Source organism: Arthrobacter sp. AIWTK1 (genome assembly GCF_056680535.1).
In genome coordinates this window covers 2,826,732-2,846,061 of record NZ_CM155287.1, presented here as the reverse complement: position 1 = coordinate 2,846,061, position 19,330 = coordinate 2,826,732, and the positions used below count along the sequence as shown (strand labels likewise).

At 67.2% G+C, this 19,330-nt stretch carries 19 protein-coding genes; 15 read left to right on the top strand and 4 right to left on the bottom strand.

What is annotated here, in order from left to right; translation table 11 throughout:
* Positions 1-9: 9 nt before the first annotated feature.
* On the top strand, positions 10-810 hold the full coding sequence (locus AC1MDG_RS13105; RefSeq protein ID WP_479804324.1) for an alpha/beta hydrolase: 801 nt from the start codon (positions 10-12) through the stop codon (positions 808-810).
* Between the two features lie 44 nt (positions 811-854).
* Here AC1MDG_RS13105 and AC1MDG_RS13100 read toward each other — a convergent pair whose 3' ends face one another.
* On the bottom strand, positions 855-2,153 hold the full coding sequence (locus tag AC1MDG_RS13100) for an AI-2E family transporter (protein ID WP_479804322.1): 1,299 nt from the start codon (positions 2,151-2,153) through the stop codon (positions 855-857).
* Between the two features lie 193 nt (positions 2,154-2,346).
* Here AC1MDG_RS13100 and AC1MDG_RS13095 point away from each other — a divergent pair, with 193 nt between their 5' ends.
* From AC1MDG_RS13095 to AC1MDG_RS13060, 8 genes are all read left to right on the top strand, one after another.
* Entirely contained in the window at positions 2,347-4,155 is a 1,809-nt protein-coding gene (locus AC1MDG_RS13095; protein ID WP_479804321.1) for a hypothetical protein, read from the top strand.
* A 51-nt stretch (positions 4,156-4,206) separates the two neighbouring features.
* Positions 4,207-5,226, top strand: coding sequence for a co-chaperone YbbN (locus AC1MDG_RS13090; protein WP_479804319.1), 1,020 nt, complete (start codon positions 4,207-4,209; stop codon positions 5,224-5,226).
* Positions 5,226-6,326: an NADH:flavin oxidoreductase/NADH oxidase gene (locus tag AC1MDG_RS13085; protein WP_479804317.1), complete on the top strand. Its 1,101-nt coding sequence runs from the start codon at positions 5,226-5,228 to the stop codon at positions 6,324-6,326. Before AC1MDG_RS13090 ends, AC1MDG_RS13085 begins: the two co-directional genes overlap by 1 nt.
* A gap of 89 nt (positions 6,327-6,415) precedes the next feature.
* Entirely contained in the window at positions 6,416-7,222 is an 807-nt protein-coding gene (locus AC1MDG_RS13080; RefSeq protein ID WP_479804315.1) for an ABC transporter ATP-binding protein, read from the top strand.
* Entirely contained in the window at positions 7,204-8,775 is a 1,572-nt protein-coding gene (locus AC1MDG_RS13075; protein WP_479804314.1) for a transporter, read from the top strand. The genes AC1MDG_RS13080 and AC1MDG_RS13075 overlap by 19 nt, the downstream gene beginning before the upstream one ends.
* A 49-nt stretch (positions 8,776-8,824) precedes the next feature.
* Positions 8,825-9,607: a glucosamine-6-phosphate deaminase gene (gene nagB, locus AC1MDG_RS13070; RefSeq protein WP_479804312.1), complete on the top strand. Its 783-nt coding sequence runs from the start codon at positions 8,825-8,827 to the stop codon at positions 9,605-9,607.
* A gap of 49 nt (positions 9,608-9,656) precedes the next feature.
* Positions 9,657-9,992, top strand: a complete 336-nt coding sequence (locus tag AC1MDG_RS13065; RefSeq protein ID WP_043482544.1) for a DUF3039 domain-containing protein — start codon at positions 9,657-9,659, stop codon at positions 9,990-9,992.
* A gap of 209 nt (positions 9,993-10,201) precedes the next feature.
* A complete protein-coding gene (locus tag AC1MDG_RS13060) occupies positions 10,202-11,977 on the top strand; it encodes a DEAD/DEAH box helicase (protein WP_479804310.1) in 1,776 nt (591 codons plus the stop codon).
* Between the two features lie 7 nt (positions 11,978-11,984).
* Here AC1MDG_RS13060 and AC1MDG_RS13055 read toward each other — a convergent pair whose 3' ends face one another.
* The gene (locus AC1MDG_RS13055; RefSeq protein WP_479804308.1) at positions 11,985-12,635 is read right to left on the bottom strand and encodes an isochorismatase family protein; all 651 of its coding nucleotides are present in this window, start codon (positions 12,633-12,635) and stop codon (positions 11,985-11,987) included.
* Positions 12,635-13,963 carry a nicotinate phosphoribosyltransferase gene (locus AC1MDG_RS13050; protein ID WP_235347388.1) on the bottom strand — a complete coding sequence of 443 codons (1,329 nt, stop codon included), beginning with the start codon at positions 13,961-13,963 and terminating at the stop codon, positions 12,635-12,637. Before AC1MDG_RS13050 ends, AC1MDG_RS13055 begins: the two co-directional genes overlap by 1 nt.
* A gap of 37 nt (positions 13,964-14,000) precedes the next feature.
* Here AC1MDG_RS13050 and clpS point away from each other — a divergent pair, with 37 nt between their 5' ends.
* The 6 genes from clpS to rdgB all read left to right on the top strand — a co-directional run bounded on the left by clpS (position 14,001) and on the right by rdgB (position 18,396).
* A complete protein-coding gene (gene clpS, locus AC1MDG_RS13045; RefSeq protein ID WP_011692426.1) occupies positions 14,001-14,369 on the top strand; it encodes an ATP-dependent Clp protease adapter ClpS in 369 nt (122 codons plus the stop codon).
* Positions 14,362-14,928: a DUF2017 domain-containing protein gene (locus AC1MDG_RS13040; protein ID WP_043482540.1), complete on the top strand. Its 567-nt coding sequence runs from the start codon at positions 14,362-14,364 to the stop codon at positions 14,926-14,928. Before clpS ends, AC1MDG_RS13040 begins: the two co-directional genes overlap by 8 nt.
* Positions 14,929-15,040: 112 nt before the next feature.
* Entirely contained in the window at positions 15,041-16,057 is a 1,017-nt protein-coding gene (gene murI, locus AC1MDG_RS13035; RefSeq protein WP_235347387.1) for a glutamate racemase, read from the top strand.
* Positions 16,054-16,851, top strand: a complete 798-nt coding sequence (locus AC1MDG_RS13030) for an MBL fold metallo-hydrolase (RefSeq protein WP_043482538.1) — start codon at positions 16,054-16,056, stop codon at positions 16,849-16,851. Before murI ends, AC1MDG_RS13030 begins: the two co-directional genes overlap by 4 nt.
* Before the next feature lie 67 nt (positions 16,852-16,918).
* Positions 16,919-17,677: a ribonuclease PH gene (gene rph / locus AC1MDG_RS13025; protein WP_479804305.1), complete on the top strand. Its 759-nt coding sequence runs from the start codon at positions 16,919-16,921 to the stop codon at positions 17,675-17,677.
* 74 nt (positions 17,678-17,751) lie between these two features.
* Positions 17,752-18,396 (top strand): RdgB/HAM1 family non-canonical purine NTP pyrophosphatase, encoded by a 645-nt coding sequence (rdgB, locus tag AC1MDG_RS13020; RefSeq protein ID WP_479809098.1) that lies wholly within the window; start codon positions 17,752-17,754, stop codon positions 18,394-18,396.
* A gap of 77 nt (positions 18,397-18,473) precedes the next feature.
* Here the strand turns inward: rdgB and AC1MDG_RS13015 are convergent, their stop codons facing one another.
* Positions 18,474-19,244, bottom strand: a complete 771-nt coding sequence (locus AC1MDG_RS13015) for a VTT domain-containing protein (protein ID WP_043482537.1) — start codon at positions 19,242-19,244, stop codon at positions 18,474-18,476.
* Positions 19,245-19,330 lie beyond the last annotated feature (86 nt).

The window sequence follows — 19,330 nt, the reverse complement described above, 5'->3', positions numbered from 1 at the left end:
CTGTTAGTCATGACTTTTGACCCGGCGTCGTTCGTATTCAGCCAGCCTTCCGAAGCAACCGCCATCCGGGCTTCAACAGTTCTCCCGGCCCGCCGGGAAAATGTGGAAATACACACGGAGGATGGCCACGTCCTCGTCGGCGAACTGGCCGTCCCGGAATCGGGCGATATCACCGCCACGCTCATCACGCTGCATCCGCTGCCCACCCACGGCGGGTTCATGGACTCGCATGTGTACCGCAAGGCCTCCTACCGGCTGCCGGCACTCGCCGGCGTCGCCGTCCTCAGGTTCAACACCAGGGGGACCAGCTCGCCCCGCGGCACCAGCGACGGCCGTTTCGAGGAGGGCATCGGTGAACGGCTCGACGTCGAGGCGGCCGTCCGGTTCGCAGCCTCGAGGAATCTGCCCAACCGGTGGCTGGTTGGCTGGTCGTTCGGAACGGAGCTGGCCCTCATGTACGGCGCGACGGAGCCGGTGGCATCACTGGTGGAAGGTGCCGTGCTGCTGTCACCCCCGCTGCACCGTGCCACCGACGCGCACCTGCTGGAATGGGCTGCCGCCGGAAAGCCGCTCAAGGTCCTGGTTCCCGAACATGACGATTACCTGCAGCCGGCTGCCGCCGCTGACCGCTTCGGCCTGGTGCCGCAGGCCGATGTGGTGGGGGTCGACGGCGCCAAGCACCTGTGGGTGGGGGAGAAGTACGCCGCCCGGGTGCTCAACGAAATCGTCGACGAGGTCACCGAGCGCGGCGCAGGTCCCGAGGGCCTGCCGGAGGAATGGGACGGACCCGTGGCCTCGGCCGCACCGTAGGTCCGCCGCGGCCTCCGGCGCGCCGGAGGCCGCGGGGTCGCTCCCTAGTGCTTGTCCTGGCGGACGATGAAGATTTCCTTCACGAGGAGCATGATGGCCGCAGCGGTAGGAATGGCGATCAGGGCGCCGAGAACTCCCAGCAGGCTGCCGCCGGCGATCACCGAGATGACAGCCACGGCGCCCGGCACGGCCACTGCCTTCTGCATGATGCGCGGCGAGATGAAGTACGCCTCGAACTGCAGGTAGGCGAAGTAGCAAATGGCGTAGACGACGGCGGTCTGCCAGCCCGCGGTCAGGGCGATCAGCGTGACCACAACGCCCGCAATCATTCCGCCCACCAGGGGGATGAAAGCCAGCAGCGCCACGACGAACGCCAGCAGCACGGCAAAGGGGACGCCGACAATGGACATCACGATGAACGCAAACGTCGCGTTAAGGAGGGCCACGCAGGCCTGCCCGATGACGTAGTTGCCCACTGACCCGGTGATTTCTTCCGAAAGCGCTTCGACCCGGGTCCGGCGGGAGCGGGGGGCCAGACGGTAGCCCCACTTCTTCATGGCCGGGAGGGCCGCGAGGAAGTAGAGGCTCAGAACCAGCACGATGAGGGTGCCGAAGAGCCCGTTGGCCACGGTGGATCCGAAGCCGACGACCCCGCCGAAAATGCCCCCCATGGCATCCGGATTGTTGACGAACTTTTCCAGCTCCTGCGTAATGCGCTCCCGCACGCCGAACTGGTCATCAACGCTGCGGAAGAAATCCGAGTCGATGAAGTCCTGGATCCAGCGGGGTGCCTCCTGCACAACCTGGGTCACCTGCTGGACGATCGTGGGGATCAGGGTGGCGAAGAATCCGGCGACGGCCGAGACAAGGACCGTGACCGACACCAGGATGCCGATGGGCCGGGGGAGCTTGCGTTCTTCCAGCCAGCGCACCACCGGATCCAGGCCCAGCGCAATGAAGAGCGCGGTCACAATCCAGAGCAGGAGCTGCGTGGTGTTGGACCCGATCCAATAGACGAGCAGCGCCAGGCCGACGCCCACGGTACCCATGAAACCCATATATAAGGGATGCTGCGAGGACATGCGCGGGCCCGGATGTCCGAAGCGGGTGCTGGTCTCGGTTTCGGGAGTGGTGGAGTCCTCGACGAAGTCGGGCGGCATTTCGAAGCGCAGCCGGGGCTGCGCGCCGGGAAGGGGTGTCCGGAGCCTGCGCACCACTGCCGCAGCCAAACCCGGCAACAACGGTTTGCGCTCGTGCTGCGATCCGCCCGCAACGCTCTCCTGGACACCGGATCCGGGCATGGCTTCCTGTCCTGGGGTGGACGAATCCGTGTGTTCAGTCACTGCGTTTTGGGGCCCTTTACCGTCTATGGCGCCGCTGCTGCGGGACCGTGTGATGATCATCGCAAACACTATCAGCAGGCCTGTCAGCGCCCTGTTTTCCCGTCGGCGCGGCCGGTTGCCCTAGGCTGTGAACCAAGCCCCGATCTGACTCCTTGGTAACAAAACGGTTACTATTGAAAGTAAACCCCCGCTGATGATAGGTATCCCTTTGCGTTTCAAGACTGCAGTTGCACTAGTGCTGCTCGGCCTCCTGACACTGCTGGCCGGCGTAGGACAGAAGACCATCTGGGCTCCGGCCGAGACCGTTACAGCCTCGGCGCCTTCCGACGGCACCGCCGCACCACTGACCGTTATCGACCAGAAGTTGCGGACCCTTCACGGGGGTACGGTCAAGATCAATGTCAAGGGCGAAGGCAGCTTCATGCTGGCAGCAGGCCGTCCCGATGACGTCGACGCCTGGGTTGGCAAGACAGCCCACAACACGGTTTCCGGAGTCTCCGAAGACAACAAATCGCTCCAGCTCACGCACACGGACGGTGAAGCTGCCGCGCCCTCTCCCGCCGGCTCCGATCTTTGGGTTACCACCGAGAACGCCAGCGGTGAGCTGAACTACACCTGGAGCGCCCCTGCGGACGGCGAGTGGTCGCTCCTGCTGGCCTCGGACGGCACCAAGCCGGCGCCGTCGTCCATCTCCATGACGTTCCCTAATGACACCTCCACTCCGTGGGCCGTGCCGCTGATGGTGCTTGGCGGCCTCCTGATGCTGGCCGGTCTGGCCCTGCTGGTGATCAAGCCCAAGGGCGGCAAGCCCGCAGGCGTTGGCGGGGACGACACCGGCGAATCCATGAAGGACAAGCTGGTCCGCCGAGCCCGCGCGGCCCGCCCGGCCGGCAAAACGGCGCCCGCCGCTCCCGCGCCCGTAGAGCCGCCCGTTGACAAGCAGCAGGGCCAGGGCACCGCAAATGGCACCGCGACCTTCAGTGCGACGCGCGCCGGCGTGGCCATGGCCGCCCTTGCCGCCACCATCGTGGCCGGCACGGGAGTTGCTGCCCAGGCAGCCACGAGCCCCGCGCCGTCTCCGACATCCAGTGAGGCCGCAGGTGCGGACACCGCCGCGGATGCGCCGGTGCTGCTGGATGCCCAGTTCCGCCGCATCCTGGAACAGGTTTCCAGCACAGTGGACGCCGGCGATGCCGCCAAAGATGCTGCCAAGCTCAAGTCCCGCGTGGACAGCACCGAGCTCGAGGTCCGCACGCAAAACTACAAGATCCGCTCACAGGTGGGCGCCTACGAGGCACGCATGCCCGTGCGCGCCACCAAGCTGCTGACCACTGTTGTCACCAGCAAGCGCGCCTGGCCCCGCTCCGTCATGGCCGTCACGCAGGGCGAAGGCAACGTTGTGCCCCAGCTGCTGACGCTCGTGCAGAAATCCCCGCGCGAGAACTACAAGCTCGTGCAAACCACCCCGCTGCAGCCGGGCACCACGTTCCCGTCCATCGGACGCGCCGGCACGGAAACCCTTGCCGCTGACGACAAGTCGGGCCTGCTCTACAGCGGCCAGGAAGCACTTGCCGGGCTGGGCGACCGCCTGACCAAGGCCGACTCGACCTTCAAGGACAAGCTCGTTGAGGGCCAGTCATCGCCGTACATCGCCGACACCCTGGCATACCAGGCCGACGTGGCCAAGACCGGCGTCAACGGCAACTTCAGCTTCACGCACAAGGTGGTCCCCGAGGACACGGTAGTGTTCCGCACCGCGGACGGCGGCGCCCTGGTCCTGGGCCGGTTGAACTTCGCCTTCGACGGCACACCCAAAGCCGAGGGCGACAAGCTGGCGATAGGTGACGACGCGGCCGTGCTGGCCGGAGGCAAGGAGACCAGCTCCGGCATGGTGCTCAACTTCGCCGAGTCCATGGCCGTCTACATCCCGCCGACCGGTTCCAAGGACCCGATGAAGCTCGTGGCTGCCACCCGCGGACTCGTGGGAGCCAGCTTCAAGTAGCCTGCGCTCCGGGTATGACCGGCAGCGGCCGGAGTGGCTAGAGTGGAGGCTATGAGTTCGCCAGCCTCCCGTCCAGTCCCTCCAGCCGCTGCCAGCCAGCTCAACCTGCGCGGCGCCGTCGACCTTTCCAGCCTGAAACAGCGCACGGCGCCACCGGCCGCGCAGTCGCCTTCCGGCGGCCAGCCGGGTGCGGGCCAGCCCGGCCCCGGCCAGCCCGCCCAAGGGGTGGCGCCTGAAGCCGGCGGTCAGCCGCTTCGCGTCGACGTCACCGAAGCAAACTTCCAGCAGCTCGTTGAACTGTCTGCGCAGGTGCCGGTGGTCTTCGGCCTGTGGGCAAGCTACTCACCCGCCTCGGCCGAACTCGTCGACGTCCTTGAAGGCATCATCAACAGCTATGGCGGCCGGCTGGTCCTTGGCGCCGCGGACATCGACGCGTTCCCGCAGCTTGCCCAGGCATTCCAGGTCCAGGCTGTCCCCACGGCGGTAGCAGTGGTAAAGGGACAGCCTGTGCCCCTGTTCCAGGGCGGAGCCGACGAACAGCAGGTGCGGAGCCTGCTGGATGAACTGCTCAAGGTGGCAGCCGCCAACGGCGTCACCGGCAGCCTGGGCGGCGCCGGAGCTGCTGCTGCCGAGGCCGAACCGGCCCCGTTGCCGCCGCTGCATCAGGCCGCCTACGACGCCATCGAGGCAGGAGACTTCGCGGCAGCGGCCGCGGCCTACCGCCAGGCCCTGCTGGAAATGCCTGCGGATGCCGAAGCCAAGGCAGGGCTCGCCCAGGTGGAGCTGATGGAGCGGCTGCAGTCCCTGACCGGTCCGGACGGCGAAGCGATGCGCCAGCTCGCGGCCGAACAGCCCGACAACCTCGACGCCCAGCTGGGCGTGGCTGACCTGGACCTCGCCGGCGGACACATCGATGACGCCCTGGGCCGGATCGTCAGCTTCATTGGCCGGAACTTCGGACCGGAGCGCGAGACTGCCCGGGTGCGGCTGCTGGAGCTCTTCGAAGTGGTGGGGCCGTCCGATGAAAGGGTGGCCAAGGCGCGGCAGGGGCTGGCACGGGTGCTGTTCTAATGCACTCGGCGCTCTTTTCCCCCCTGGAGCTGCGCTCGTTGACGCTGAGCCACCGCGGCTGGGTTTCGCCCATGTGCCAGTACAGCTGCGGCCCGGACACCGGCGAAGGGGTGCCGCATGACTGGCACCTCATGCACCTGGGTTCCTTCGCGGCCGGGGGAGCTGCCCTGATCCTCACCGAGGCAGCCGCAGTGAACGCGGCGGGCCGTATCAGCCCGCGGGATGCGGGCCTCTACAACGACGAACAGGCCGCAGCGTGGGAGCGGATCACCGCATTCGTGCACCGCTACGGCGCGGCCGACGCCAAGATCGGCACGCAGCTGGCGCACGCGGGCCGCAAGGCCTCGACCTACTGGCCGTTCTCGGGGAAGCGCGGCTCTGTACCGGCGTCCGACGGCGGCTGGGACACCGTGGGGCCGGGCACCGGGGCGTTCGACGGCTATGCGGCACCCGCGGCCATGACGACCGGGGAGATCGACGGCGTCATTGCCGACTTCGCAGCCGCCGCCGTGCGGGCAGTCGACGCCGGGTTCGACACGATCGAAATCCACGGCGCCCACGGTTACCTGCTGCACCAGTTCCAGAGCCCGCTCATCAATGACAGGACGGACGCCTGGGGCGGCGACGAACCCGGACGGAACCGGCTCACCCTGGCAGTGGTGGACGCGGTGCGCAACGTCATCCCCGATTCGATGCCGCTGCTGCTGCGGATCTCCGCCTCGGACTGGGCCGAGGGCGGAATCGACGCAGCCTCCTCGGTCCGGCTGGCCCGCGCCGCCGCCGAACGCGGAGTGGACCTGGTGGACGTGTCCAGCGGTGGCGCCGTGGCGCACCAGCAGATTCCCGCCGGCCCCGGCTACCAGACCGGATTCGCGGCCCGGATCCGGCGCGAGGCGGCCGTCCGTACCGGCACCGTGGGGCTGCTGACCTCCTCCGGGCAGGCAGAACACGCTGTGGCCACCGGACAAGCGGACGGCGTCTTCATTGCCCGCGCCGCCCTCCGCGACCCGCACTGGTGGCTGCGCGCCGCGTTCGAGCTCGGCCACGAGCTGCCTTGGGTCCCGCAATACGAACGGGCCGTTCCCCGCCACTCGTTCTAGGAAGCCATGCTTTTGGGCGACTAGCCCCGCTGCGGAAGTCACCCTTTGGGACGACCCTCCCCGCCCGCCCGGGGGGCTACGCTGGCACCATGACTGAACCGCAACCCGGGATACGTCCACCCGCCGGCCCCCGGCAGCACCCTGTTCCGGCCCTGGCCATCCGCGGCCTGGCAAAACGCTTCGGCGGCAAGATCGCGGTGGACGGGATCAGCCTGGATGTGCCCGCGGGGTCCTTCTACGGGATTGTGGGTCCCAACGGCGCCGGAAAGACCACTACGCTTTCCATGGCGACGGGGCTGCTCCGCCCGGACTTCGGGACGGCGCTGGTGCACGGCGTCGACGTCTGGGCCCGGCCCCTGGAAGCCAAGAAGCTCGTGGGCATCCTGACCGACGGCGTGCGGCTGTTCGACCGGCTGACGGGTGAACAGCTGGTGAGCTACGCGGGCCTGCTGCGGGGGATGGACAAGGACGTGGTGTCCGCCAGGGTGGCGGAACTCCTCGCCGCGCTGGATCTTAGCTCCGACGCCGGAACCCTGGTGGTGGACTATTCCGCCGGCATGACCAAGAAGATCGCACTGGCCTCCGCCCTCATCCACGCCCCCAGGCTGCTGGTGCTGGATGAACCCTTTGAATCGGTGGACCCGGTTTCCGCGGCAAATATCCGGGACATCCTGGACCGCTACGTCGAATCGGGCGGTACCGTGATCGTCTCGAGCCACGTCATGGACCTGGTGCAGCGGATGTGTGACCACGTGGCCGTGGTTGCCGGGGGCAGACTGCTGGCGGCCGGCACGGTGGAGGAAGTCAGGGCCGGAGCCTCGCTGGAGGACCGCTTCGTCCAGCTGGTGGGCGGCCGAAGCCGGACGGAGGGCCTGGAATGGTTGCGCACCTTCTAAGGCTCAAATGGACACTCCTGCGCAACAGCCTCCGGCGCAGCCCCTGGCAGCTGCTGGGGCTCATCATCGGAGGACTGTACGCCCTGGGTATTGCCGGTTTCTTCTGCGTGGCACTGGTGCTGCTCCGGACAGCAGACCTGGAGCTTGCCCGGACCGTGGTGGTGCTGGGCGGTTCCGCGGCGCTCCTGGGCTGGGGAACAGTGCCCGTCATTGCCTCCTCTGCGGACATGACCCTGGACCCGGCCCGCTTCACCACCGCGGCGGTCCCCACGCCCCAGTTGCTCACCGGGCTTGCCCTCGGCGGAGTGATCGGCATCCCCGGCATCGCCACCACCCTCGTAGCGCTGGCCACGGTGGTCACCTGGAGCAGGGGAGCGCCTGCTGCTGCGGCGGCCGTTGCGGGAGCCGGCCTGGGCGTGCTGACGTGCATTGTCCTGTCCAAGGTGGTGACGACGGCGACCGCCGGCCTGGCGTCCTCGCGGCGATTCAAGGACGTCAGTGCGCTCGCCTTTATGGTGCCGCTGATGCTGATGGGCCCGATCGTGGCGTTCGTGGCACAGGGCGCCGCGGGCTCCGCAGGGTTCCTGACAGAGCTCGCCGGGATCCTGGCGTGGACACCGGCCGGTGCCGCATGGTCGATCGGCGCAGACACCGCGGCGGGCCAGTACGGACCGGCCGTGCTGAAGCTCCTGATCGCAACGGCTTCGCTGGCCGGCCTGGCCTGGTGCTGGAAGATGCTCCTTGAGCGTGCCCTGGTCACACCGCCGTACACTGCGGGCGGCAGGAAGCGTGGCGGACGGATGGGCCTCTTCGGGGTGCTGCCGGCCACGCCCACCGGCGCCATTACGGCCAGGGCCCTCACGTACTGGATCAGGGATCCCCGGTACTCGGGATCCCTGGTGGTCATTCCGTTGCTGCCCGTCCTGCTGTTCTTCCAGGCGAGCCAGACGGGGGACTACGGGGTACTGGCGGTCATCGGTCCGCTGGCGGCGTTCCTACTGGCGTGGTCGATTTCCGCCGATGTGTCCTATGACAACACTGCCTTCGCCCTGCATCTGGCCAGCGGTGTCCGCGGCATCCAGGACAGGCTGGGGCGGGCCCTCGCCTGCCTGTCGTTCGCCTTCCCCATCGTGCTGGTCTTCAGTGTCGGCCCGTTCTTTGTCACGGGGGAGTGGGAATGGCTGCCGGCACTGCTCGGACTGTCCCTGGGCGTCCTGTTCACCGGGCTGGGCCTGGCATCGGTCATCTCGGCACGGTACACGGTGGCGGTGCCGCTCCCGGGCGACAGTCCGTTCAAGAAGCCGCCGGGCAACGTCGCCCAGACCATGGCGGTCCAGTTCGGCGGGATGGGTGTGTTGCTGGTGCTGGTGCTGCCGGAGGCTGCACTGGTGGTCGCACAGTCCGTCACTGGCAGCATGGTGCCCGGATGGATCAACCTGGTGCTGGGCCCGGCCCTGGGCCTGCTGCTCTTTGCCATAGGGGTCCGCCTGGGCGGGAAGTGGCTCGACGCCCGCGGTCCTGAACTCCTGGCCCAGCTCTCAGTCAACCGCTAGGCCCCCAGGGGGCATGATGGGTACCACAGGACGCGAAAGGCGGTAGGCCATGGAAGTGGTTATTCTTCCGGGGAGCAAACAGATCGGGGCGCTCGCCGCGGATGCCATCGAGGCGCTGCTGCGCCGGAAACCGGACGCGGTGCTCGGCCTGGCAACCGGGTCTTCGCCGCTGCCGGTCTATGACGAACTCGCCCGCCGGCATGAGCAGGCCGGGCTCGACTTCAGCCGGGCACAGGGGTTTGCCCTCGACGAGTACGTGGGCCTGGAGCACGGGCATCCCCAGTCCTACCGCGAGGTCATCCGCCGCGAGTTCACGGACCGGGTGAACATCGCTCCCGAGAACGTACACAGTCCCGACGGCTCAGCGGCGGACATCCCGGCAGCCTGCCAGGCCTACGAGGACGCCATCACGGCCGCCGGAGGGGTGGACCTCCAGATGCTGGGCGTAGGCACCGACGGCCACATCGGATTCAACGAGCCCGGCTCCTCGCTGGCGTCAAGGACCCGGATCAAGAGCCTCATTGAGCAGACACGCCGGGACAACGCCCGGTTCTTCAAAAACATCCATGATGTTCCCCACCATGTGATCACCCAGGGGCTGGGCACCATCATGGAAGCCCGCCACGTTGTCCTGATCGCCACCGGTGCCCAGAAGGCGCAGGCTGTCCGGGACCTGGTGGAAGGTCCGGTGGCCGCCATCTGCGCCGCGTCCGTGCTGCAGATGCACCCCCATGTCACGGTGCTGGTGGATGAGGCCGCCGCGTCATCCCTGCGGCTGGCGGACTACTACCGCCACACCTATGACAACAAACCCGCCTGGCAGGGCCTGTAGGCCGGAGGTCCGGGTTTGGTCCGGTTTTTTGTCCTGCCCACCGGCTAAGATGGATGCCATGACTAGCATGACGGACCCCCTCGAAAACGACCCGATGCGTGAGCTTTCCGGAGCAGGAACGTCCACAGCCACTATCGAGCGCGAGGAACTGCGCCAGGAAGTGGAACCCGGTGACCGGGAACGGTTCGCCCACTACGTGCGCAAAGAGAAGATCATGGAATCAGCCATGACGGGCGAGCCGGTCATCGCACTGTGCGGAAAAGTCTGGACCCCGGGCCGCGATCCCCAGAAGTTCCCCGTGTGCCCCGAGTGCAAAGAGGTCTACGAAGGCCTGCGTCCGGGGTCCGACGGCGGCAAAGGCTCCGACGGCGACTCCGGTAAATAGCGCCGTTTACCGGTCACCCTGCTGATTGGGGTGACCGGCCCGCTGAGGCGGGCAGTTCAACCACGGGGCGCTGACCGCTGCTGCGCGCGTCCCGTGCCCACGATGATTTTGATGACCGGACCAGTGCGGCTCCTCCGGAACAGATTGGTGTTTATGTTTATGTGTCTTTCGCTCACGGCTGCCGCAATGCGGGGAATTGAGGGCTCTGCGTGACGGAGACACTCTTTGGCGGGCCAACGCTGCCACCGGCATACCCCGAGCGGGCAGCGTGGGGGACCGCGCCGAAGCTCCGTGCGTGGCAGCAGGAAGCGCTCGACCGCTATTTCGCCACCGGCCCCAGGGACTTCCTGGCGGTGGCAACGCCCGGGGCAGGCAAAACCACGTTCGCCCTGCGCGTGGCATCGATGCTGATCGAGGCCGGCACCGTCAACCGGGTGACCATCGTGGCGCCCACCGACCACCTCAAACGCCAGTGGGCTGACGCGGCGGCACGGGTCGGCATTGCGATCGACCCCAACTTCAAGAACTCGGACGGGCAGCACGGCCGCGGCTTCATCGGCGTGGCGGTGACCTATGCCCAGGTGGCCAGCAAGCCCATGCTGCACCGCGCGAAGACGGAAGCGGCGCGGACCCTGGTGATCCTCGACGAGATCCACCACGGCGGCGAAGCCCTCTCGTGGGGCGACGGCCTCCGCGAGGCCTTTGACCCGGCTGCCCGGCGGCTTTCGCTGACCGGAACCCCCTTCCGCTCCGACACCTCACCTATTCCGTTTGTGGAGTACGCCGAGGACCGGGACGGCATCCGCCGCTCCAAGGCCGACTACACGTATGGTTACGGCAACGCCCTCCGCGACCACGTGGTCCGTCCCGTGATGTTCATGGCGTACTCGGGGCAGATGCGGTGGCGCACCAGCGGCGGTGAGGAGATGGCGGCTTCCCTGGGCGAGTCGGCAGTCACCAAGGACATCATTGCGCACGCCTGGCGGACAGCCCTTAACCCGGCCGGCGAGTGGATCCCGGCTGTCCTCGCCGGGGCGGACAAGCGCCTGAGCGAGGTCCGCCGCACCGTGCCGGACGCCGGCGGCCTGGTGATCGCCACCGACCACGAGGACGCCCGTGCCTACGCCGGCCAGCTGAAGAAGATCACCGGTGAATCTCCCACCGTGATCCTTTCCGATGACGCCAAGGCATCCAGCAAGATCGAGGAGTTCACCGCCAGTGAGAAGCGCTGGATGGTGGCCGTCCGCATGGTGTCCGAGGGCGTTGACGTGCCCAGGCTTTCGGTGGGCGTCTACGCCACGTCCACATCCACGCCGTTGTTCTTCGCCCAGGCTGTGGGCCGTTTTGTGCGCGCCCGCAAGCGCGGCGAAACCGCTTCCGTGTTCCTCCCGTCCGTGCCCCAGCTGACCGCGCTGGCGAACTCGATGGAAGCTGAGCGCGACCACGCCCTGGACCGGCCGGAGAAAGAGGACCCGGACGGCCTGTTCAACCCGGAAGACTCGCTCATGGACGAGGCGAACCGGGAGGACAAGGCTTCCGACAGCCTCACCAAGGGCAAGTTCGAGGCGCTGGACTCGCAGGCATCATTCGACCGCGTGCTGTTCGACGGCGGCGAGTTCGGCACCGGCGGCGACATCGGATCCGACGATGAACTGGACTTCCTGGGGATTCCGGGACTGCTGGACGCCGAGCAAGTGGGAACGCTGCTGCGCCAACGCCAGCACGAGCAGCAGAGCCGCAAGAAGCTGAGGGCTCCCGAGAGTGCCCCGGCGCCCACCGTGCCGGACCACCGGATGCTGATGGACCTGCGCAACGAACTGGCCAAGAACGTGGCTGCGTGGTCCGCGCGGACAGGAACTCCGCACGGCGTGGTGCACACCAAGCTCCGTAGCGTGTGCGGCGGGCCGCCGGTGGCGCAAGCCAACGAGGAACAGCTGCAGGCCAGGCTGCGGAAGCTTCAGGACTGGTTTATCGGCCGGAAGTAGTGCCGGTTCAGGGGAGGTCCACGCCGCCGAGTTCCATCTCGGCGTAGGCGTCGTCCAGATCGGCGGCGATCCCGGCCGTCAGGTTCCGGACCACCGTCACGGAATAACCGGCCTGGACGGCATCCAGGGCCGTGGCCATGACGCAGTAATCGGTGGCAATGCCCACGACAACAACGTCCTCCACGTCGTGGCTCTGCAGCCAGTCATCCAGTCCGATGGCGTCGTCGTCGGCGAATGAACCGGCGCTGGGCGCCTCCTCGTCCTCGGGCACCGTCAGGGCCCCGGGCTTCCTGTCGCCCGTAGGCACCTCATCCTCGGGGGCCAGGATGCCTTCGAAGCCGGAGTAGGCGGCGGTGAACTGGCCCTTCCGGAAATAGGCCTGGATGTACTCCGTGTCCAGGTCCGGATGCAGCTCCGCGCCGGGGGTGCCGGCAACGCAGTGCGGCGGCCAGCTGTCAATGAAGTCGGGAGTCTCCGAGAAGTGGGCGCCGGGCTCGATGTGCCAGTCCTGCGTGGCCACGATGTGATCGAACTGGCCGTGATGGGCGTCCACGTACTCGCTGATGGCGCCGGCGACGTCGGCCCCGCCTTTGACGGCCAGGGTACCGCCCTCGCAGAAGTCGTTCTGCACATCAACAATGATCAGGGCGCGTGACATCAGTTCTCCTCGTAGACGGTGGGAATGGCCGCTTCGCCGCGCTGCAGGCGGTTGACGACGGCCGGCAGTTCCGCCATCGAGTCCATGTGGCGCTGGCGGGCGCGGAAAACGCCCTCGGGTCCGGTCCAGCCGGGGAGGAGCTCGCCGTTCTTGATGAACTGCTGCAGTAACTGGCGGTCGTTGCCGTCGTCTTCGGGCCGGTGGCCTACTCCCACGATCTCGTGGGTGGCGACGCCCCGTTCATTCAGCCGGCGCAGTGCGTACTTCCTGCCGCCCTTGCTCGTCTTGTTCTTGGCGGCCTTGGCCACGGACACGAAGTCCCCGGACCCGTCCGTGCGGCTGACCAGTTTGTACACCATGCTCGCGGTGGGGGCGCCGGAGCCGGTGACCAACGATGTGCCCACCCCGTAGGAGTCAACCGGCGCCGACTGCAATGCGGCGATGGCGTATTCATCCAGGTCCGAGGTGACCACGATCTTGGTGTTCTCGTTGCCGAGTTCGTCCAGCAGCTGCCGGACCCACTGGGCCTGGGCGACGAGGTCGCCGGAGTCCAGCCTGACGGCCCCCAGCTTCGGACCCGCAAGGTCAACGGCCGTGCGGACGGCTGCTTCGACGTCGTACGTGTCCACCAGCAGCGAGGTTCCGCTGCCGAGCGAGGCGATCTGCGCCTCAAAGGCTTCCCGTTCAGTGTCGTGCAGGAGGGTGAAGGAGTGGGCGGCGGTGCCCACCGTCTTGATGCCGTATCGCCGCCCGGCCTCGAGGTTGGAGGTGCTGTCGAAGCCGGCGATGACGGCTGCGCGGGCTGCCGCGGCCGCGGACTCCTCCTGGGTCCGCCGGGAGCCCATTTCAATGCACGGCCGGTTGCCTGCCGCGGTGATCATCCGGGACGCCGCGGAGGCGATCGCGCTGTCGTGGTTGAGCACGGAAAGAATGTAGGTCTCCAGGATGCAGGCCTCCGCGAACGTGGACTCCACAATCAGGATGGGGGAGTTGGGGAAATAGGCCTCGCCCTCGGCATAGCCCCAGATGTCCCCGGTGAACCGGAACCCGGCCAGGTAGTCCAGGGTTTCGTCGTTGACCACGTGGGTGTTCCGGAGGAAATCCAGCTCGGGACCGCCGAACCGGAAATCCGCGATGCCCTCCAGCAGCCGGCCCGTGCCGGCCACGATCCCGTAGCGGCGGCCGTCGGGAAGCCTGCGGGCGAACGCCTCAAACACCGACTTCCGGTGCGCGGCACCGGAGTGCAGCGCCGCCTGGAGCATGGTCAGCTCGTAATGGTCGGTGTACAAGGACGTGCGGGGATGGTCCCAGCCAGCAGAGGTACTCACGAATTCACTCTAGTGCGCATCGCCCTAGAATGGACAGATGACCCTAAGCGTTGCGCTCGGCCCTGACACCCGGGAGAGCACCCAGACCGGAACTGTGACGTCCACCGACGCCCTCACGGCTCCGGACATTCCCTGGAACCTGGTGATCTGGAACGATCCCGTCAACCTGATGAGCTACGTGAGCTACGTCTTCCAGAGCTACTTCGGCTATTCGGAACCCAAAGCCAACAAGCTCATGATGGAAGTCCACAAGAAGGGACGCTCCATCGTGGCGCACGGCAGCAAGGAGCAGGTGGAGCAGCACGCCGTCGCCATGCACGGCTTCGGCCTGTGGGCCACGGTGGAAAAAGCCGCCGGCGGCGGAAAAGACGGCGGATCCGGCAAGGGCAAAGGCAAACGTGGCTAAGGCATTCAAATACGGGATCAAAGGCATTACCGGTTACCTGGAACCGGCGGAACGGGAACTGCTGCGCAGCCTGATCGACGACGTCATCTCCATGCTCCAGCCGGCCGAAAGCGCCAGCGAAGATCCGCTGACCGCACTGATCGGGCTGGACATGAATGTCCGGGAACCGTCGGACCGCGCCCTGCGCAGGCTCCTGCCCAACGTGACAAAGAACGACGACGCCGCCTCCCTGGAGTTCCGGCAGCTCACCGAACGCTCACTGCGGGAAAACAAGATCGGCGCCCTGCGGGCAGCCGCCCTGGGACTGGATACCAACGAGCTGGTTCTCTCTCCCGCCGATGCCAGGCACTGGTCCCAGGCGCTCAACGACGTCCGGCTTGTCCTCGCCGAGCGGCTCGACATCCGGGACGATGCTGATGCCGAACATGTCCACACCATGCAGGACTGGTCCCAGGCCGAAGACGTGGAAAGCTACCTGGCACTGGTGTACAACTTCACCACCTGGCTGCAGGAATCGCTGGTGCAGGCCATGCTGCAGTCCATGGAGCCCCGCGGCTGACCGTACCGGCCCGGTGCGGCCGGCTGGCCGGCCAAGTGTGACCCATCCGACATGAGTCGGGCGACACAATGTAATGGCCGCACCATCAGGGAAGCCCTATCCTCGAATAATCATGACTTCAGCATCGAGTATGGATCCGGCAGCGGCAGCTGTGGCGGATTCCCCAGCGAGCAGCCCGGACGACAGCCCCATGGGCTCGCGGCCCATCGGCATCTTCGACTCCGGCGTCGGAGGACTGACCGTGGCGCGGTCCATCATCGACCAGCTGCCCAACGAATCGATCCTGTACGTGGGGGATACGGCCAACGGCCCCTATGGCCCCCTGCCCATCGCCGAGGTCCGCGCCAACGCCCTCGGCGTCATGGACGAGCTGGTGGACTCCGGCGTCAAGCTCCTGACGATCGCCTGCAACTCGGCCTCCGCCGCCGTGCTGCGGGACGCGCGTGAACGGTACACGGCCCGCTACGGGATCCCCGTCATCGAGGTCATCCAGCCTGCCGTGCGGCGGGCGGTGGCCGCCACCCGGAGCGGCCGGGTGGGCGTCATCGGCACCTCCGCCACCATAGGGTCCCGCGCGTACGAGGACACCTTCGCCGCCGCGCCCGACCTGCACATCACCTCCGTGGCCTGCCCGGCGTTCGTCAGCTACGTAGAAGCCGGCATCACGACCGGGCCGGAACTCCTGGCCGTGGCCCGGGAGTACCTGGAGCCGCTGCGCGCCGCAGGCGTGGACACCGTCGTGCTTGGCTGCACGCACTATCCGCTCCTTACCGGCGTGATCTCCTATGTCATGGGCGAGGACGTCACCCTCGTATCCAGCGCCGAGGAAACCGCCAAGGACGTGTACCGGGCGCTCGTCTCGCACGACCTGCAGCGGACCCTCGAAGCACCGCCCGAGCACCACTTCATTGCCACCGGTGAAGCAGGCCAGTTCGAAACCCTGGCCAGGCGTTTCCTGGGGCCCGAGGTGCTCAGCGTGCGGCACGTGGATCACGTCGCCGCGCAGTACCCCACGGGCAGCCTGGCGAAAATTACGCCGGAAATGATCGCGGCCGCGCAGGCCGGCGCTTCCCGGCCACGGATTTCCAACTTCGTCGGCGGATCCGCGGCCGGGGGGTCCCGCCGGTGAAATTGACCATTGTTGGCTGCACCGGGTCATTCCCCGGACCGGGCTCCCCGGCGTCGTGCTACCTGCTGACTGCCCACGACGGCGAGCGGACCTGGAAGATCGTCATGGACCTTGGCAGCGGGGCGCTGGGCGCCATCCAGCGGTACACGGATCTGGAGGACATCGACGCGATCTTCCTCACCCACCTCCATCCGGACCACTGCATGGACCTGTGCGGGCTGCACGTGGCTGTGCGCTGGAAGCCGGGCGGCTGGGGCCGTGACCGGATACCGGTCTGGGGACCTGCCGCCACGGCTGACCGGATGGCCACGGCCTACGGTTTGGAACTGGACCCGGGCATGCATGAGGAATTCGACTTCACCAACTGGACGGAACGGCAGTCCGTCACCGTCGGGCCGTACACCGTGACGCCGTTCGCAGTGAACCACCCCGTGGAGGAGGCCTATGCCCTCCGCGTGGAAGTCACCGAACCGTCCGCGGACGGCGTCCCCGTCACCCGCGTCCTCACGTACTCGGGCGACACTGACTCGTGCTCAGGGCTCGAGGAAGCCGCCAAGGACGCCGACCTGTTCCTGTGCGAGGCAGCCTTCGAGGAAGGCCGCGACGACGACATCAAGGACGTCCACCTGACCGGCAAGCGCGCCGGCGAGGCCGCTGTGGCCGCCGGTGCCCGCCGGTTGCTGCTGACCCACATTCCGGTATGGACTTCGCAGACAACCGTCATGGCGGAAGCCAAGAAGGTCTTCGGCCAGCACGTTGCCGTGGCCGTCGCGGGCGTGCACTACACCATCTGAGGTGCCGGCCGCACGGTCCGGTCTGGTGTGGTCCGGGCAGGCCGGGGCGGGTCGATAAGCTAAAGGCATGACTTCTGAAGCAATTGCCACCCCCGTCATTCGAGCCGACGGCCGTACCCCTGATCAGCTCCGCCCGATCAGCATCACCCGCGGCTGGTCCAAGCAGGCCGAAGGTTCGGCCCTGATCGAATTCGGCAACACCCGGGTGCTGTGCACGGCTTCCCTGACCGAAGGCGTGCCGCGCTGGCTCAAGGGGGAGGGCCGCGGCTGGGTCACGGCCGAATACGCCATGCTGCCCCGCGCCACCAACACCCGTTCCGCGCGTGAGTCCGTGAAGGGCAAGATCGGCGGCCGCACGCACGAGATCTCCCGGCTGATCGGCCGTTCGCTCCGTTCCATCATCGACACCAAGGCCCTTGGCGAGAACACGATCGTGCTGGACTGCGATGTCCTGCAGGCCGACGGTGGCACCCGCACCGCGGCCATCACCGGAGCCTACGTGGCACTGGCGGAAGCCATCCGCTTCGCCGGTGAAAACAAGATCATCTCCAAGAACGCGCAGCCCCTGATCGACACGATCGCTGCCGTGTCCGTAGGCATCATCGACGGTGTTCCCATGCTGGACCTGCCGTACGTCGAGGACGTCCGCGCCGAGACCGACATGAACGTTGTGGTCACCGGATCCGGCAAGTTCGTGGAGGTGCAGGGCACAGCCGAAGGCGCCCCCTTCGACCGCGACGAGCTGAACCAGCTGCTGGACCTGGCCCTGCTGGGCACCGAGCAGCTCGCGGCCATCCAGCGCGAGACCCTGGCGGAAGCCCCGTGACACAGCCCGACGGGTTCGTCACGGACGACACCACCGGCCGGGACGGCGTTCCCGGCCCCGATGCTTCGGCTCCCGTGCTGGTCCTGGCAACGCACAACAAGGGCAAGCTCCGGGAACTGCGGGAGCTGCTGCGCGGACAGGTGCCAGGGCTCGACGTCGACACCCAGGTGGTGGACGCCGGCGCCGTCGGCGCGCCGGATGTCGCAGAAACGGGCGTGACGTTTGCAGAGAACTCACTGCTGAAGGCCCGGGCAGTGGCGGAGGCTACCGGCCTGGTGGCGATTGCCGACGATTCGGGCCTCTCGGTTGATGTCCTTGGCGGCGCACCGGGAATCTTTTCGGCACGGTGGAGCGGCCGGCACGGCGACGACGCCGCCAACCTGCAGCTTCTGCTGGCGCAACTGGCCGATGTTCCGGATGAGTACCGCGGCGCTGCCTTCGTCTGCGCCGCGGCGCTCGCCGTGCCGGGCCACGCAACGGACGGCGGCCGTGAAGTGGTGGAGTACGGCCAGCTCGAAGGATCGCTGCTGCGCGAGCCGCGGGGCGAGGGAGGCTTTGGCTATGACCCGGTGCTCCAGCCGAGCGGCCTTGACCGCAGCTGCGCAGAGTTGAGCCCGGAGGAAAAGAACGCCATCAGCCACCGGGGCCAGGCGTTCAGGGCGCTGTTGCCGTCCATCGTGGAGGCGCTGGCGGAACATAGCCTGCGGAACCAGGCCTAGCTGCCCGGACAAAACTGAAGGCGCCCCCGCACGGGGGCGCCTTCAGCCATATGCAGGGCCGGGTTCGTCAGCCGGAGCTACATGTTCGTCTTGCGTTCTTCTTCCGGTTCGTGCTCCTCGATGAACTCGTCCACGGCGTCCGTGCCGAAGTGAGCGGCCTGGCGCTTGGCGGAGAGGCCACGGAGTACCTCAATGCCGATGGGAATGACGGAGAGCAGCACGATCACGATGAAGATGATGTCCAGGTTGTCGCGGACCCACGGCACCCGGTCGCCCAGCAGGTAGCCGAGCAGCGTGACGCCGCCGCCCCAGAGCACGGCACCGATGACGTTAAAGAGGAAGAACTTGCGCTTGCTCATCTGCGCGACGCCGACGATGACCGGAACGAAGGTGCGGATGATGGGAACGAAGCGGGCCAGGATCAGCGCCTTGCCGCCGTGCTTTTCGAAGAAGGCGTGTGCGCTTTCGACGTTTTCACGCTTGAACAGCTTGGAGTCCGGCTTGTTGAAGATGGCCGGGCCGGCTTTGGAGCCGATGAGGTAGCCGGTCTGGTTGCCGATGATTGCCGCAACGATGATCAGGGCGGAGAACAGCCAGATGTTGAACTTGATGGTGTCCGTGGCGACGAGGAGCCCTGCCGTGAACAGCATGGAGTCGCCGGGGAGGAAGAAGCCGATCAGCAGACCCGTCTCCGCGAATATGATGCCGCAGACCAGCAGCACAACCCAGGGTGCAAGTGCCGGGTCGGCCAGGAAGATCTGGGGGTTGAGCCAGTCGGGAAGGAACGAGGCCAGGTGCGGCTGCACCGGTCCCGCACCACCCAGGGTGGACACGGCAAAGTCACTCATCGCATGTAGGTTCACCACTCAAGGTTACTGGACCGCCGGTACCGGGCCCGTCCCGCACGGCCGTTGCGTGACCACCGACACCCGCG